The 14,555-nt window shown below is 44.0% G+C and carries 16 protein-coding genes; 5 read left to right on the forward strand and 11 right to left on the reverse strand.

Going from position 1 to position 14,555, the window contains the following annotated elements; genetic code table 11:
- Positions 1-42 precede the first annotated feature (42 nt).
- Positions 43-1,110 (reverse strand): L-dopachrome tautomerase-related protein, encoded by a 1,068-nt coding sequence (locus tag ACQEXU_RS01340; protein WP_427009360.1) that lies wholly within the window; start codon positions 1,108-1,110, stop codon positions 43-45.
- A 130-nt stretch (positions 1,111-1,240) separates the two neighbouring features.
- On the opposite strand from ACQEXU_RS01340, the gene ACQEXU_RS01345 reads away from it, so the two are divergent.
- A complete protein-coding gene (locus ACQEXU_RS01345; protein WP_427009361.1) occupies positions 1,241-1,807 on the forward strand; it encodes a TetR/AcrR family transcriptional regulator in 567 nt (188 codons plus the stop codon).
- Between the two features lie 23 nt (positions 1,808-1,830).
- Here ACQEXU_RS01345 and ACQEXU_RS01350 read toward each other — a convergent pair whose 3' ends face one another.
- From ACQEXU_RS01350 to ACQEXU_RS01385, 8 genes are all read right to left on the reverse strand, one after another.
- The gene (locus tag ACQEXU_RS01350) at positions 1,831-2,868 is read right to left on the reverse strand and encodes a 2Fe-2S iron-sulfur cluster-binding protein (protein ID WP_427009362.1); all 1,038 of its coding nucleotides are present in this window, start codon (positions 2,866-2,868) and stop codon (positions 1,831-1,833) included.
- Between the two features lie 73 nt (positions 2,869-2,941).
- Complete coding sequence (hcp, locus tag ACQEXU_RS01355; RefSeq protein WP_427009363.1) at positions 2,942-4,600, reverse strand: hydroxylamine reductase; 1,659 nt, start codon at positions 4,598-4,600, stop codon at positions 2,942-2,944.
- A gap of 184 nt (positions 4,601-4,784) precedes the next feature.
- Positions 4,785-6,314: a nitric oxide reductase transcriptional regulator NorR gene (norR, locus tag ACQEXU_RS01360; RefSeq protein ID WP_367986666.1), complete on the reverse strand. Its 1,530-nt coding sequence runs from the start codon at positions 6,312-6,314 to the stop codon at positions 4,785-4,787.
- 118 nt (positions 6,315-6,432) lie between these two features.
- A complete protein-coding gene (locus ACQEXU_RS01365; RefSeq protein WP_427009364.1) occupies positions 6,433-7,065 on the reverse strand; it encodes a CDP-alcohol phosphatidyltransferase family protein in 633 nt (210 codons plus the stop codon).
- Positions 7,055-7,705 carry an ATP-binding cassette domain-containing protein gene (locus tag ACQEXU_RS01370; RefSeq protein ID WP_427009365.1) on the reverse strand — a complete coding sequence of 217 codons (651 nt, stop codon included), beginning with the start codon at positions 7,703-7,705 and terminating at the stop codon, positions 7,055-7,057. Before ACQEXU_RS01370 ends, ACQEXU_RS01365 begins: the two co-directional genes overlap by 11 nt.
- Positions 7,671-9,368 (reverse strand): ABC transporter permease, encoded by a 1,698-nt coding sequence (locus tag ACQEXU_RS01375; protein ID WP_427009366.1) that lies wholly within the window; start codon positions 9,366-9,368, stop codon positions 7,671-7,673. The genes ACQEXU_RS01370 and ACQEXU_RS01375 overlap by 35 nt, the downstream gene beginning before the upstream one ends.
- Before the next feature lie 28 nt (positions 9,369-9,396).
- Positions 9,397-10,545 (reverse strand): ABC transporter substrate-binding protein, encoded by a 1,149-nt coding sequence (locus ACQEXU_RS01380; RefSeq protein ID WP_427009367.1) that lies wholly within the window; start codon positions 10,543-10,545, stop codon positions 9,397-9,399.
- A gap of 192 nt (positions 10,546-10,737) precedes the next feature.
- A complete protein-coding gene (locus tag ACQEXU_RS01385) occupies positions 10,738-11,184 on the reverse strand; it encodes an META domain-containing protein (protein WP_367986661.1) in 447 nt (148 codons plus the stop codon).
- 201 nt (positions 11,185-11,385) lie between these two features.
- Between ACQEXU_RS01385 and ACQEXU_RS01390 the strand changes: the two genes are divergently transcribed.
- Positions 11,386-11,634 carry a DUF1289 domain-containing protein gene (locus ACQEXU_RS01390; protein WP_427009368.1) on the forward strand — a complete coding sequence of 83 codons (249 nt, stop codon included), beginning with the start codon at positions 11,386-11,388 and terminating at the stop codon, positions 11,632-11,634.
- Positions 11,635-11,648: 14 nt separating this feature from the next.
- Here ACQEXU_RS01390 and ACQEXU_RS01395 read toward each other — a convergent pair whose 3' ends face one another.
- Together ACQEXU_RS01395 and rarD are read right to left on the reverse strand one after the other, a co-directional pair.
- Complete coding sequence (locus tag ACQEXU_RS01395; protein ID WP_427009369.1) at positions 11,649-11,870, reverse strand: hypothetical protein; 222 nt, start codon at positions 11,868-11,870, stop codon at positions 11,649-11,651.
- A 231-nt stretch (positions 11,871-12,101) separates the two neighbouring features.
- On the reverse strand, positions 12,102-13,001 hold the full coding sequence (gene rarD / locus ACQEXU_RS01400) for an EamA family transporter RarD (protein ID WP_427009370.1): 900 nt from the start codon (positions 12,999-13,001) through the stop codon (positions 12,102-12,104).
- Positions 13,002-13,288: 287 nt separating this feature from the next.
- Here rarD and ACQEXU_RS01405 point away from each other — a divergent pair, with 287 nt between their 5' ends.
- The 3 genes from ACQEXU_RS01405 to ACQEXU_RS01415 all read left to right on the forward strand — a co-directional run bounded on the left by ACQEXU_RS01405 (position 13,289) and on the right by ACQEXU_RS01415 (position 14,545).
- Positions 13,289-13,651: a PilZ domain-containing protein gene (locus ACQEXU_RS01405; protein ID WP_367986657.1), complete on the forward strand. Its 363-nt coding sequence runs from the start codon at positions 13,289-13,291 to the stop codon at positions 13,649-13,651.
- 70 nt (positions 13,652-13,721) lie between these two features.
- On the forward strand, positions 13,722-14,192 hold the full coding sequence (locus tag ACQEXU_RS01410; RefSeq protein WP_367986656.1) for an OsmC family protein: 471 nt from the start codon (positions 13,722-13,724) through the stop codon (positions 14,190-14,192).
- Positions 14,193-14,224: 32 nt separating this feature from the next.
- A complete protein-coding gene (locus ACQEXU_RS01415) occupies positions 14,225-14,545 on the forward strand; it encodes a heavy metal-binding domain-containing protein (RefSeq protein ID WP_367986655.1) in 321 nt (106 codons plus the stop codon).
- Positions 14,546-14,555 lie beyond the last annotated feature (10 nt).

Genomic DNA, 14,555 nt, shown 5'->3' on the forward strand with positions numbered 1-14,555 from the left:
TAAGCAGCCCCTTTTCGTTATGGACAGTGTATTTGGTAGAACTTAGTGGCCGACTTTTGTTTCAGCCAGCGCATCGAATTCAACAATGTAGTAGCGATTGCCGCTTTCGTCTTTGTTTTGGTTCAGTACTGGCGATTTATGCAGTTTGTTTACTGTTACAAAGATTTTGCCATTCGCTGTTGTTGCAAAACCATCGCTCCAGCTTAGTAATTCAGAGTTGTTGTGCAAGATTTTGTACTGGCGATCTTTACCGATATAACCAACCGCATTATTCTCAAGATCTGTCACGTAAACGTTGTCATTTTCATCGATAGTGATACCGTCACTCATCGGCTTATCCGCATAAACTTCAACACGTTTTTCTAGGTCTTTACTCGATAGTTTTGCGTTACGTAGATCATCCGTTTTCACGCGGTATAGCTTAGTACCATTCATCGCACCAAAGTATAACCACTTGTTTTTGCTATCTAGTGTGATTGGGTTAACGCCAATGCGTGCAGGTGCGTCACCCATCATGACAGTTTTGCCGTTGATAACAATATCGGTGTCTTCAGGTTGAGTAAACTGAGTGCCTTCCAATACGCGTTTCGCCATACCAGTTTTTAGGTCAATCACAACCAGTGCAGAGTTGTAACCTGCGCCAGTATCTGTGATGTAAACCATTTCGTTATCACGATCGACTGCTAAATCGTTAAGGAAAGAGTCTGCTGGAATGACTGGCGCTGCTAGGTAAACGATTTGGTGCAGTTGGTTTTTCTTTGTATCCCAACCAATTAAACGGCCGTTGTGAGTCGTTTCATCAGCCGTTTCTAGCATCCAAAGTACACCTTCTTTGTCAACGATAACGCCTAATACCGGGTTTAGACTTTGGCTGAATGCTTCATTTGGGTACGCCACCACTTTGCCGTTATTTTTGATTTCTACGATTTTGTTGTCGGCACCATAAAAATGGTGGTTGCTCATAAAAAGACGACCAGATTCTGAAACGCCAATGTTACCTGGAGGGTTTTGTTTATCAAACTGATGAACAATGTTTAGGTCAGCAGCGAATACGTTGGTAGAGATAGCTAGCGCAAGTGCGCCCAGAGTTGCTAGTGCATGTTTTTTCATGTTGTTTCCTTTTGAATTTGATTTTGAATGCCCATTCAAAATATGATCAATAAAAGTAACTGTCAAATACTTTTTGAATGATCGTTCAAAAATGTTATTATCGCTTTCAGAGTTGAATGAGGGATGAGTGATGGCAAAAAAGAAGTATTCAATTGATGAAGTAATTGCACAGGTTACTGATTTGTTTTGGAAAAATGGTTACTCGGCAACCAGTATCCAACACATCTCTAAGGCCACTGGGTTGAAGCCTGGTAGTTTGTACAATGAATTTGGCAGCAAGGAAGGCTTGTTTCGTTTAGCTCTAGAAAATTATGCCGCACAATCAGTGGCAGATATTCATGAGGCGGTTGCGACACAAGGTGGTATCCAATCCGCCATTACTTTCATTTTGAACGATTTGGTTCAACAGACTGAGCAAAGTCAATATTGCGGTTGTTTTTTAGTTAAAGCGCAATTAGAGCTGTCAGCGTTAGATGATGACTTACAGTTTTTAGCGACAGAAAAACTACAAGAGATCGAGAAAACATACGCGGAACACTTACGAAGTATCTTTAGTGATGAACAAGCAAAACACTATGCTCATCAACTGATGATGGTGATCTTTGGCATTCGTATATACGGGTATCAAAAAGGAGCAGGGGACGCACTGCAAGATACGATGGATGCGTTTTTGCCTTGGTTGAAAACGGATAGCTAATACTATCCGTTTACATCTAAAACTTAACCAAGTTCTACTTCGCTATTCGCCTGAATCGTCGACGAGCAGGCCAGTACGTAACCTTGTTCAATCTCTTCATCAGTCAGGGTTTCTTGGCTGGTTGAAGTAACGCTGCCCTTGGTGACTTTACATTTACAAGAACCGCAAATACCACTACGGCAAGCGACGATCAATGGCAAGCCTGCATTCTCAAGCGCATCCGCCAATACTTCACCTGAATTGACGGTAAAACTCTGGCCAAATGCCGGAACGGAGAGCGTGACACTTTGTTGTTCTTCCGCTTGGGATATTGCTTCTGATTCGTTGGGCGTAAAACTCTCTTCAAAGAAGTGATTCATATCGAAGTTGAGTTCCGATAAATACTGTTTTACATCCAGCATAAATTGCTTCGGTCCGCAGAGAAAAACGGTTCTTTCGTGCAAATCTACAACCAATTCACTTAACCATTCTTTATTCAATCGTCCTTGTGGGTGTCTAGTGCCTTGAGCGTCTTTTAACAATAGACTTAGAGTGAAATCACTATGCACGGCTTGTATGGTTTCCAGTTGATCAAAATAAATCGTCTGTTGTTTATTTCTGGCGATATGCAGAAACTGAATGTCGATCGCTTGGTTTTGATTTAGCCAATAGTTCGCCATAGAGAAAACCGGTGTGATACCGCAGCCAGCACTAATAAGTAGCGCTTTTCTTTTTGTTGGTGGATGGTCGATACAATTGAATTCACCAGCAGGGCGCAGCACTTGAAGGTCGTCACCAATTTTAAGGTGATCGACGAGGTGGTTAGAGACTTTTCCACCCTCAACACGCTTAACCGTCAGTTGTAAGAAAGGGTCACTCGGTAAAGAGCTGATGGAATAGGCTCGATATTCAGTTTTACCATCTAAATCGATGCCAAGACTGATGAATTGCCCGGGTTTGAATGAGTGAGATTGAGGCTTTTCCGGATGCTGAAGACGGAAACTAACGCAGTCAGGTGTTTCCTGCCATTTATCAATACAACGAAGTGAAACAGCTTGATTTTGTTGCCATTGGGAATACATATAGCGCTCTCATATCGGGAAAATACACGCAGCCTCATTGAAGAATGAGGCTGCGAATTGACGATGGACTTGTTTATGCTGCAAGAATGGTTTTTAGATCATCTTCAACATTTGAAATCATTCGCATGTCGAACTTCTCTTGAATGATGTTAATCAGGTTCTCAGTTAGAAATGCAGGAGCTGTTGGCCCGGTGTAGATGCCTTTCACACCGAGTGCGAATAGCGTTAGCAAAATGACAATTGCTTTCTGTTCGAACCAAGAAAGAACCAACGTGAGAGGGAGTTCATTGATGTCACAATCGAACTCTTTAGACAGAGCTAGTGCCAGCTGAATCGCCGAATAAGCATCGTTACACTGACCTACATCGAGCAAACGTGGTATGCCGTTGATATCACCAAAGGTGTTTTTGTTAAAGCGGAACTTACCACATGCCAACGTTAGAATCAGCGTATCTTCTGGCGCAGCGGTAGTGAAATCGGTGTAATAGCTGCGTTCTTTTTTGTCACCATCACAACCCCCAACAAGGAAGAAGTGTTTAATGTTGCCTTGCTTTACTTGGTCAATAACAGCTGGCGCTGCATTCATGAGCGCGTTTCGGCCAAAGCCAACTGTGATCATGTGTTCAATTTCATCATGCTGGAAACCTGGTTGCGATAACGCACTGCGGATAACCTTGCTGAAATCATCCCCTTCAATATGTTCAACACCCGGCCAGCCGACGATGCTGCGAGTAAATAGACGGTCAGCATATTGACCCACATTTGGATTTAGAAGACAGTTCGATGTCATCACGATGGCACCCGGGAAGTTAGCAAATTCTTTTTGCTGATTTTGCCAAGCACTACCGTAGTTACCTACAAGGTGAGGGTACTTTTTCAGCTCTGGGTAGCCGTGTGCAGGCAACATTTCACCATTGGTATAAACGTTGATGCCAAGGCCTTCGGTTTGTTGCAAGATTTTTTCTAGATCATGTAAGTCATGACCAGAAACCAGTATGCATTTCCCTTTAACCGGCTTCACATTGACGGCGGTTGGTTCTGGGTGACCAAATGTGATGGTTTCACCTTCATCCAGCATTGCCATCACTTTGTAGTTCATTAAGCCGATGCGCATAGAGCAATCAAGTAGCGCATTTAGATCTTCAGGGTCGGTGCCTAACCACGCCATGATCTCGTGGTACTCCGCGTAGATATCGTTATCTGTTTGGTGTAACACGCGTGCGTGCTCCATGTATGCCGCTGCGCCTTTCAGGCCATATAGACATAACAAACGCAAACCAATAACGTCTTCATGGACGGAGTCTTTTCCACGGTTTACCGCAACTTGCGGTGCGATGGCTAGGATTTCTTCGGCTGTTGCTGGAAGTTCAAAGTTTGCAACTTCAGGAACTGAGAGCTCATGATTCGAAATGGCTGCTGCCGCTAGTACTTTTTGTTTTAGTTCGGCTTTGAAAATGGCAGCTTGCGATGTTAAATCCAGAATACGTTGAGGATCGAAGTTAACGTTAGTTAAGGTAGAGAAGAAGGCTTTTGGTGCCCACTGATCAACAGCGTCTTCGATAATATCAAATTGGCGGGCTTGCGTTGCCCAGAAAGATACTCCTTGCAGCGTATAAACCAAAACGTCTTGTAGGTCGGACACTTCCGCCGTTTTTCCGCACATGCCTTGAGCAAATGAGCAGCCAGTTGTAGTAGGGGTTTGAATTGTCTGTTCACATTGAATACAGAACATCTTGGGTCTCCAGTGCTTATTATTATTCATCAAATTGTGAAATTCACATATGACCTAATAGAGCATGGAACGTGCCACTTTGTATCTGTTTGAATTTTAAGGATTTACTTTGATTTTTCAGTTTAACTTGATGTGTATTTAACAACGCAAATGATGTCAAATACACATCGGTAGAGTTTAATCGTTAGGAATCGACACCGAGCTTTTTGCCCATGCGGTACAGGTTCCCGCGATCCATTTGTAAAAATTGTGCGGCTTTTGCCCAAGTTCCGTCCGATTTATCAAGTGCATGGCGAATGAGATCTTTTTGATAGCCTTCCACGAGTGAACGCATAGGGCTGCTTTCTGCGGGAAAAAAATGCGTTGTCATTTTTACATCTTTAGTCGCGATATTCCCCTCAAAGTGGCTGAGTAAAATGGTTTGTTTTTCCTCTTGTATTGCACGTAGCGCCGCCCGGGTTAAGGTGTGCTCAAGCTCTCGCACATTCCCTGCCCAATGTTGTTGCTCCAAAGCACTTAATGCTTTGGGATGGAGGTGAAGGTTGGGCACGTTAAATTGTTGGCGTACTTTCTCTAATAAATAGCCAGCAAGTACTGGGATATCACCCTCGCGTTTACGAAGGGCCGGGACATGGATCGGAAACACATTTAGGCGATGATATAAGTCTGCACGAAATTGCCCTTGTTCCACTTCTTGTTCAAGTTGTCGGTTGGTCGCAGCAATGATGCGAACGTTGACTAAAAGATGCTTATCACTACCGACACGTTGCAGCTCGCCCTGTTGGATCACGCGAAGCAGCTTCGCTTGCAGCACTAATGGCAATTCACCAAGCTCATCAAGGAAAATGGTACCGCCATCAGCCAGTTCAAATTTTCCTGCTCGATGGCTATTGGCACCTGTGAAAGCACCTTTGACATGGCCAAAGAGCTCACTCTCTGCCAATCCTTCAGGTAAAGCGGCGCAGTTAACGTAAACCATGGGTTTATCTGCTCGTAACGAATTGGCATGCAGATGGTGAGCAACCAGTTCTTTACCTGTACCCGTTTCTCCGGTGATTAATACCGCATAGTCGGATTTGGCAACCGTGTCGATATTGTTTTTAAGCTGGCGCATTTGAGGGCTTAGTCCCACCATTTCACCATGCAACGACCGTGCTTGTTGGATGAGCATTTGGGTGACGTGTTTTTGCTTTTGGTTTTGAGCTTTTAGCGCTTTGAACTGCGCGATATTACGTAGCGTTGCCGCAGCTAAAGCCGCAAAAGTTTCAATCGCTAAGCTATCAACATGGTCGAACGCACCGACGGCCAGAGCATCAAGGGTTAGCACGCCCACGAGTTGTCCATCAACATAAAGACTTGCTCCCATGCAATCGTGAACATCAATGTTATGTTCTTCTGAAAGCATCATGCCATCAAAGGGGTCGGGAAGTGAGCTGTCGGCATCAAATCTAACGGGAGTTTTGCTTTCGATAATCGCTTGGAGCCTTGGATGAGCACTTGGGAAAAAACGGCGTCCTAATACGCTGGTGGAGAGACCTTTCACCGCGACGGGTGTAAGAAAACCGTCTTCATCAAACACAAACAGAGCACTGGCATCGCATGGAAAGACCTGACCGATTCCGTCGATCAGTTTTTGATATTGATGTTTGCTGGAAAGATTTGAGCTTAAATTGAGTGCGATGTTGAGAAGAACGCGTTCAGTGGTATCTGCCATGACGTTATTGTGCTACTTAGCTGAATTCGAGTAGCTACATGGTAACGTGATGATGTGTTTTATACATCACCTCGATACCATTATTCGATGTCGCTTTGACGACGATCAAGTCCTTAGACTATTCAGATTTTTCACATGAATCTGGCTGTTTGAGTGTATGGAAACCTGAGTAAATACGGGTAAAGGTAGTAAACCAGCAAGCCGAACCAAATATATAGGCGATCAGAGCAAAATGCTGAGGAAGGAGACAAAATAAGACAAAGCAAGCGATCGTCTCGGTCCCTTCGGTTAAACCGCTCATATAGTAAAGTGACTTATGTTTGTAAACCGGATTATCGATACCACGTTTACCTGCCATGACAGCAAATGCTAAGAAACTACATCCCGTTCCGATAAAGGAGAAAATCAAAAAGGCACCGGCAACGGCATTAGCTTCAGGGTTTGCGACAACAAAACCAAATGGGATGAGAGAATAGAATAGAAAGTCGAGGCTGATGTCGAGAAAGCCACCTGCATCGGTAATGCCTTGAATGCGTGCCAAAGCACCATCGAGGCCGTCCGCGATTCGATTCATCACAATGAATAAAAGGGCAAGTCCATAGTTTTCCATCGCAAGAGCCGGAAACGCTAAGCAACCAATTAAAAAACCAATAAATGTCGTTTGATTGGCTGTCACTCCCCATTTATTGAGTAAGGTTGCAGATTGGGTCAGTGGCCAGCGGATCACTTGAATACTAAATTTATCGAGCATGTTGCGTCTCCCATGGCCAATTCAATACATGCCCGTTCGCAGGCACATCTTCAATATCATGGGTCACCATTAACGCTGGTATGTTTGCTTTACGCAGCTGTTCGATCACCCAATCTCTGAACTGACCGCGTAGTTCTTTATCAAGTTTACTAAAAGGTTCATCCAACAACGCTAGTTTGGGTTTTGCTAACAGCATACGAGAAAGACTGACTCGCGCACGTTGTCCACCAGAAATTTGGTCAGGGTATGACTCGGCAAGGTGTTCTAAAGAGATATTGCTCAGAGCGTGCAAAGCGCGCAGTTTTCTTTCTTCGCCTTTAATGGCGTTTGGCAGAGCAAACGCAAGGTTCTGCCACACATTCAAGTGAGGGAAGAGCATGTCATCTTGAAAGAGTATACCGACCTCTCGCAGGTGTGGTTCTTTATCCATGAGTGTGGCGTCGTTAAGTTTTATCGTGCCTTGATATTCAAACTCATCACTTAAATGGCCTGCAATTAGGCTTAGCAATGTGGATTTTCCGCACCCACTTGGCCCCATTAAGCAGAGCACGTCTGCGGGCTGAACGGTGACATTGAGATCAGAAAACAGTGCTTCACCACCTTTTTTACGGATGGTGAGGCTTTCGAGACATAGTGTCATGCGTAACAGGTTCCTTACTAAATAGGCGACGACGATGTTGCAGTCGGCCTAATACAACAGCGAGAGAGAAGAAAACAAATGGCAGTATAGCTTGCCAAATGGCATAAATTGCGGTGACACGGCGGTCGAACCCACTGGATAAAGCAACCGCCTCTGTGGTGATGGTGGCGATGCGGCCACCACCTAAGATAAGCGTCGGTAAATATTGCGCCAAGCTTACGCTTGCACCAACCGCCCAAGCGTACAAGATGGCGGGTAAGAGTAGAGGCGCTTTTATATGAATAAACGTATAGAGTGGCGTTTTACCTAGGCTTAATGCGGCTCGAGTGTAGTTATTGTCGTAGCTTCGCCATGGGCCATCTAATGCAAGGTAGACAAAGGGGAAAGCAAAGAAAATATGCGACCAGCTTACCCAGAGGAAAAACGAATCACTAGAGAGGTAAAGGGTGCTGATTTGCAATCCAAATAGTATCGACAGCTGCGGGATCAACATTGGTAGGGCAATGATGTAATTAGGCAAATGGAGCTTGTATTTGGTCTTGTACTCTTGAGCCAAAATACCAAGCATAAGAGCGGCGGTTGCCGTCACCAGTGCTAAAAGTAAGCTCTGATGAATCGTTGGAATAATATTTACCCATTCATTCATCCAGAAGCGTTCACTGTATTTCGATGGCAATAGATCAGGGAATCGCCAACGATGAGCAAAACTCCAGATAGCCATCAACGGGAACATCATCGCAGCCATTAGGGCAGAAAATGCAAATAAGCTTTTCCCCGGTAATGCAAAGCCATAGCGCCCAGAAAACTGCCATTTTCCCCAATGATCTGTAATGAGCTTTTCGAGCACAATAATCACAAGCATAAGCAGGCTAGCAGTGATAAACAGGATGACCGCACCAGCTGCTGCGCGAGGTAATAGTGATAGATCTGGGTCGTTAAACCATTGCCAAACCAAGACGGCAAAGGTTGGTGGATTATTAGGTCCTAAGATGAGGCTGAGGTCGACCACAGAAACGCCATAAGCCATCACGGCAAACAAGGCAAAGCGCATTTTAACTAACCATTGTGGGAATACCGCTTTCCACCACATTTGGTTCGGTGTGTAACCCAAAGAGGCGCTGACTTTGGCAACGTTCTCTATTTTCAGCTGTTGCAATACTGGAATGCTCATCAAAAGCAAAAAGGGCACTTCCTTAAAGGAGAGTGCGATGGTTAATCCAAGCGCGTAAGGGTCGTTGACTAACCACGCGGTATCTTGAGTATTCAATTCAATGCCAAAGCTTTGGCTGATCAAGCGTGCAAGCATGCCTGTTGGAGCGAATAGAAAAGCAAAACCGATAGCAAAAGCCACGTGAGGCATCGCTAATAAAGGGGACAAAAGGTTTTCTACTTTTCGCCAGTGACGATTGAGCCATAGCTGCTGCAATATCGCAAAGCAAAACAGACAGGATAAATAGGTACTAAAAAATGCGCTGGCGATAGTGAGTAAGAGAGATTGCTCATACCCAACCCAATTGAACACTTGTAAATAGCCTGCTAATGAAAGCTGATCTAATCCAATTGGGGGAATATAACTAAGCGAAGACGCCAGTACACCAACTAACCCAGGAATGGTTGGTGTAATGCAGAGGATGATCAAAAATAAGTACGCCGCTCGAAACATCTGGCTTTGTCTCTCTTAGTTATTCTAATTAATTGCCGTAGCGCTTTTGCCACTCGGTCTCTAACGCGGTTTGCCAGCTTGGATGTGGCTCTGCAACCGATTTAAACAGCTTGGTATTTTTTGCGCTGCCAGTGACGTATTGGTTTTCTAACACTGCAGGGTCACCCCAGATAGACAAATCGCCTTTACGTGATTGAGCGTCAGGGCTTAGCAGGAAGTTAATCGCAACGAGTGCTCCTTCTTTTGCCTTTGCATTCCAAGGTATGGCGAGGAAATGGATGTTAGACAGTGCGCCTTTTTCCATGGCGTAGGCACGCGTGGTTTCTGCTAGAGTGCCATTGGCTTGAGCTGAAAATACCGCATTTGGATTAAAAGTTACGGCAAGGTCAACTTGGCCATCATCAAGCAGTTGAACCATTTCTGAGCTGCCCGCAGGGAACTGTTTGCCTTGACGCCAAGCTACCTTATGGAAAGCATCTAAGTATTGCCAAAGTGGTTTGGTGATCATCGCGAAATCGACATCACTAGCCGGTTTCTGAAGTACAGGATCGTTACCTGTGAGTTCAATCAATAGTGCTTTAAGGAAACTGGTGCCATGGAACTCAGGAGGGCGAGGGTAGCTAAGGCGGTTTGGAAACGCCTGTGCGTAGCTCAGCATTTCAGCAAAGGAAGCGGGTGGGTTATTTAGCTTCTTCTCATCATAAATAAAGACAAGTTGTCCTACACCCCAAGGGGCTTCTAACCCTTCTGTCGGCTCAGAAAAATCGCTATCAACCGGAAGGGATTTATCAACGTATTTCCAGCTCGGTAAATCAGTGACAAATGGGCCGTGAAGCAGCTGGTTAGCTTTCATCGATTTAAAGTTTTCACCATTTATCCAAACCATATCAACGCTGCCACCACTATTTTTCCCCGCGGCTTTTTCAGCGATAAGGCGTGTTGTTGTTTCGGCGATATCCGTGACTTTTACGTGAACGAGTTTAATACCGTATTGCTTTTGCAGCTCATTGCCCGCCCAGCGAATGTAGTTGTTAATCTCCTGACTACCGCCCCATGCATGGAAGTAAACGGTTTGTCCTTGTGCTTTGTCAGTGATCTGTGGCCACTCGGCAGAGGGTTGTGAGAAGGCTTGAAACGAAAAAATGAGCGCGAAAAATGAGGTAATCAACCTTATCATAATGATCCTTTCCATGAATAAATTCGGTAACTTTTGTTGTAGACCGGACTTCGTCCGTAATCTATTCATTATGACGTAAATTTTTGCTTTTTTTTAACTAATAGGTCTATTTGTTATCTGTTTGTTTAAAAGTCCGGCATGCGGGCACAAAAAAAGCAGCCATTGGCTGCTTTTTTAAGAGGAATGAGCGACTTAGTTTTTCCAGTCGTTCAGTTTAAATGTCAATGTGTGTGCATCATTCTTAAGCACCAACCCGTCTTTAGTTAGGGTCATGTCACTCCATTCCATTAGAGTGTTTGCCACAGTTTGCTCTACGTCCATGATGTCACCAATACACATCTTCATGGTCATGCCCATTTTTTCAATGCGGAATTGGTTGTTTTTAAGCTCTGCTTGGCCAAAGAAGTTGTTACAACCTGCGTTGCCGTTAGCCGTCATTTTTTCGCCAACTTCAAGGCGAGGTGCTTTTTGGCGTTCGCTAGTTTCGATTGCTTTGCCATCAATGCTGACGAGTTCCCAGTTATGGTGTTGTAGATCTTGAGCTGTAATTTGTTTCACATCGCCTCCATTGCTTGCGCACGCTGTCATCAGTACAGGTAGTGTGATTGCTGCAAGTAATGTTTTTGAACTAAGCTTCATATTAATAAACTCCAGTATTTGGAAACCACTGCCAAATCGATAGTTTGGCTGTTAATGGGCGCATTATATAGTTAATAAAACAGTGTTTTTGTCAGCGTAAAGTCATAGTTTATGACTATGGAAATATTCAAAGTATTGATTACATTTAATTTATGGGTATTGTATAACTTAGCTATACGGTTTAAATAGTAAGAGGCAAGCATGGAGCAGCTCGAGTTTTTTACTGTCCCTAATCCTTGTGTAGGTGTTTGTACAGTAGACGAAAAAGGCTACTGTCAGGGCTGCATGCGCAAGCGTGAAGAACGTTTCCAATGGTTGGAGATGACGCCAGCTCAGCAGCTACATGTGATAAAGCTATGCCGTCAGCGTTATCGCCGAAAAATCGCGCAAGGCAAATTGGCTCCAGAAATGACTCCAGAGCCACAAAATCCTCAACAAGACCTTTTTTAAAGTAGCGTCAACGCTTACTTCAAGCCCCATTTATCGCTAACCCAGCCACCAGCATGGTCATCGAAATGGTTCCCTACAAAGCGATTATTTTGCTCGATGTTTTGCTCGCATTCCGGTTTGGAGTCCAACAGCTCTTGAATATAACTAGCCATCGGATCGCCACTACTTAACCGCTCTTGTCTTACTGCGACTTCTTTAATGAGTTGAAGACGAAAAGTGTTGCTTGCACGTTTCATGTAATGACCCTCCTAGTTGGAATGACTAATAGGAAAAATTAGGACTAGAGAGGTAAAACGTCAACCTGTTTAGAGGGTGGTTTAGATAAATTTTCTTTTTCGAGATTAAAATGTGACCAGTTATTGAAACTAAATCTGGATAAAAGATAATATTATCCAGATAATTAGCTAATTTTATGTGCCACAATACTGTCACATAAAGTTCATATTTGTCATTTGTAACGATGGATGTCAGGTCGAGTTTCGTGCGCTACGTTTTGCTCGGCGGATAATCGCTTCAATCACAATCAGAAATAAACCAGCCCAAATCATTGAAAAACTGATTAGTTTCACTTCATCAAAAATCTCACCAAATATAAATACAGCGAGTAAGAACTGGATTGATGGTTCGATATATTGCATCAGGCCAACATTTGACATGTCTGTCATACGTATAGCAATGGAGTAAAACACCAGAGGAATGAGCGTTGCAGGCGCCGCTCCTATATATAATGCAAGTACTTCCCACCCTTGGGATAGGGATTCTGCGCCAAAGGTGTATGACTTGTATGTCATGTAAGCAAGTGCAAAAGGTGCGAGTACGAGTGCTTCAACAAATAAACACGTGCTCCAGTCGTAAGTGATTTTCCTCTTATACCAACCGTATAACGTAAAAAATACCGCCATTAATAGCGCAATCACAGGTACTTGACCGTATTGGTAAACCTGATATCCAAGCCCAACGGTCGCTAAAACCAAAGCGACACGTTTGCCGAGCGAAAGATGTTCACCTAATACAAGAACGCCAAGCGCAATCATAGTGATTGGACTGATGAAAAATCCAAGACTTGCGTCAATCACTCGGTCATGAGTCATCGCCCAAGTAAATGCAGCCCAAGAAATAGACATAAGTGAGCTGGCAAGAAATGTCAGCTTTAATGCCTGCTTGTTGGCCCAAATCTTTTTGAAATCGGGCAGTTTTTTTGTGATTAACAAAACAATCAATGCACCGAAAGGCACAGAAGCAAGTAATCTTACCGCTAGCAGTTCGTCTGTCGCTGCTTGAGGAAGAAACTGGTAATACAATGGTAACAATCCCCACAAGACAAAGGAGAAAGCTGCCATTGAGTTTCCAAGGCGTGGATTGTTCATGGTGTTCAAATATAAGAGGGAAAGATGTTCGATTTTAGGGCTAATCTGGCACAAGTAAAGTGAATTGTAGCACGAAGATTATACTTTATAGTTTTATGGTCTGTTGTTTGGTCTGAAGACACTGTTGAACCTTTGGTTGCTGTTCAAGTTTCATGATTTTACACACGAATTTAAAGTTGTTAATTCAATTGTCGATACTTATAGTTAACTGGTTTAGAATTAAAGAGTATTAAACGCATTTATATTTCAACGTTCGTTTGGAGCGGTGCGGAAAGGAGTCATCAGGCATGAGTGAAATGTCATTTGAGCAAAAGCGACAGTATTATCGGTTGAAATACCCTCGCCGAGCACGTCCGTATGTTCGAATTGAAGAGCGTTTGTTCTCTGTAACGGAAGTTTCTGAGAAAGGGCTAAGAGTGCTAATGGGGGATTTACCTGCACTCTATCGAGGGCTGAGCCTGTCTGGTAAGTTAAGTTTATCTGGTAATCGGACCATTCACTTTGAAGGGGCCATACTACGTTTTGACAAAGATGAAGTGATCCTTCAGCTTTCAAAAGGGCCAAGCTTCAAAAATATGGTAGAAGAGCAGCGCCGTATACGTCAGAAATACCCATCCTATTTCGCTCGACTTCGTCAGCAAGCAGCATAATCATAATTAACACAAAGGCAGGTTTTACCTGCCTTTGTTGTCTTTGTACAACGTGTCTAAGGAAAGGACTATGTCAGAATACACGGCGGTGGTCAGTTGGCAGCGTCAAGCCGCAGAAACTTTTACAGATAATAAATACAGTCGAGCACACCAATGGGAGTTTGATGGTGGCGTGATTGTACCGGCTTCTGCATCGCCTCATATCGTCCCATTACCCTTGTCGGTGGAAGAAAATGTGGATCCTGAAGAGGCATTTATTGCGGCCTTATCAAGCTGTCATATGTTGGTGTTCTTATCGATTGCAGCCAAAAGAAATTATGTGGTTGAACAATATGTTGATAGTGCGGTCGGAGTATTAGAACCCGATGAAAATGGAAAAACCGCAGTGACAAAGGTTGCACTGCGTCCAAGTATTCGTTTTTCTGGCGAGCGTAAACCGACGTACGAGCAGCTGGAGAAAATGCACCATGTCGCTCACGAAAACTGTTTTATTGCGAACTCAGTAAAAACAGACGTAACAACAGAGATAATCTTTAACTAGTGATAGCTCTTAGCCATACATAAGGAGTCACAATGCTCAAGACAACAACATCCACTGTGGACGGAAAACAAATTGACCAATACCTCGATGTGGTCGTGGGTGAAGCCATTCTTGGTGCCAATATTTTTAAAGATCTATTTGGTGCGATTCGCGATGTAGTTGGCGGGCGCTCCGGAGCGTATGAACGTGAAATGGGAAAAGCGCGTCAAATTGCTTTTGATGAAATGGAAGCGAGAGCAAAAGAGCTTGGCGCCGATGGTATTGTTGGCATCGATATCGATTATGAGGTCGTTGGGCAGGGTGGCAGCATGATGATGGTAAGTGTCAGCGGTACCGCCGTTCGTTTCAAATAAGTAGGCCTAA

It is taken from the genome of Vibrio sp. TRT 21S02 (genome assembly GCF_050113675.1).
Taxonomy (GTDB): Bacteria; Pseudomonadota; Gammaproteobacteria; order Enterobacterales; family Vibrionaceae; genus Vibrio.

What these genes read in the sequence shown, in the direction of transcription:
- ACQEXU_RS01405 (WP_367986657.1), top strand. Translation starts at nt 13,289, where the DNA reads ATGAGTGAAATGTCATTTGAGCAAAAGCGACAGTATTATCGGTTGAAA.
- ACQEXU_RS01415 (WP_367986655.1), top strand. Translation starts at nt 14,225, where the DNA reads ATGCTCAAGACAACAACATCCACTGTGGACGGAAAACAAATTGACCAA.
- ACQEXU_RS01380 (WP_427009367.1), bottom strand. Translation starts at nt 10,545, where the DNA reads ATGATAAGGTTGATTACCTCATTTTTCGCGCTCATTTTTTCGTTTCAA.
- ACQEXU_RS01340 (WP_427009360.1), bottom strand. Translation starts at nt 1,110, where the DNA reads ATGAAAAAACATGCACTAGCAACTCTGGGCGCACTTGCGCTAGCTATC.
- ACQEXU_RS01390 (WP_427009368.1), top strand. Translation starts at nt 11,386, where the DNA reads ATGGAGCAGCTCGAGTTTTTTACTGTCCCTAATCCTTGTGTAGGTGTT.
- ACQEXU_RS01365 (WP_427009364.1), bottom strand. Translation starts at nt 7,065, where the DNA reads ATGCTCGATAAATTTAGTATTCAAGTGATCCGCTGGCCACTGACCCAA.
- rarD (WP_427009370.1), bottom strand. Translation starts at nt 13,001, where the DNA reads ATGAACAATCCACGCCTTGGAAACTCAATGGCAGCTTTCTCCTTTGTC.
- norR (WP_367986666.1), bottom strand. Translation starts at nt 6,314, where the DNA reads ATGGCAGATACCACTGAACGCGTTCTTCTCAACATCGCACTCAATTTA.
- ACQEXU_RS01395 (WP_427009369.1), bottom strand. Translation starts at nt 11,870, where the DNA reads ATGAAACGTGCAAGCAACACTTTTCGTCTTCAACTCATTAAAGAAGTC.
- ACQEXU_RS01375 (WP_427009366.1), bottom strand. Translation starts at nt 9,368, where the DNA reads ATGTTTCGAGCGGCGTACTTATTTTTGATCATCCTCTGCATTACACCA.
- ACQEXU_RS01345 (WP_427009361.1), top strand. Translation starts at nt 1,241, where the DNA reads ATGGCAAAAAAGAAGTATTCAATTGATGAAGTAATTGCACAGGTTACT.
- ACQEXU_RS01385 (WP_367986661.1), bottom strand. Translation starts at nt 11,184, where the DNA reads ATGAAGCTTAGTTCAAAAACATTACTTGCAGCAATCACACTACCTGTA.
- ACQEXU_RS01350 (WP_427009362.1), bottom strand. Translation starts at nt 2,868, where the DNA reads ATGTATTCCCAATGGCAACAAAATCAAGCTGTTTCACTTCGTTGTATT.
- ACQEXU_RS01410 (WP_367986656.1), top strand. Translation starts at nt 13,722, where the DNA reads ATGTCAGAATACACGGCGGTGGTCAGTTGGCAGCGTCAAGCCGCAGAA.
- hcp (WP_427009363.1), bottom strand. Translation starts at nt 4,600, where the DNA reads ATGTTCTGTATTCAATGTGAACAGACAATTCAAACCCCTACTACAACT.
- ACQEXU_RS01370 (WP_427009365.1), bottom strand. Translation starts at nt 7,705, where the DNA reads ATGACACTATGTCTCGAAAGCCTCACCATCCGTAAAAAAGGTGGTGAA.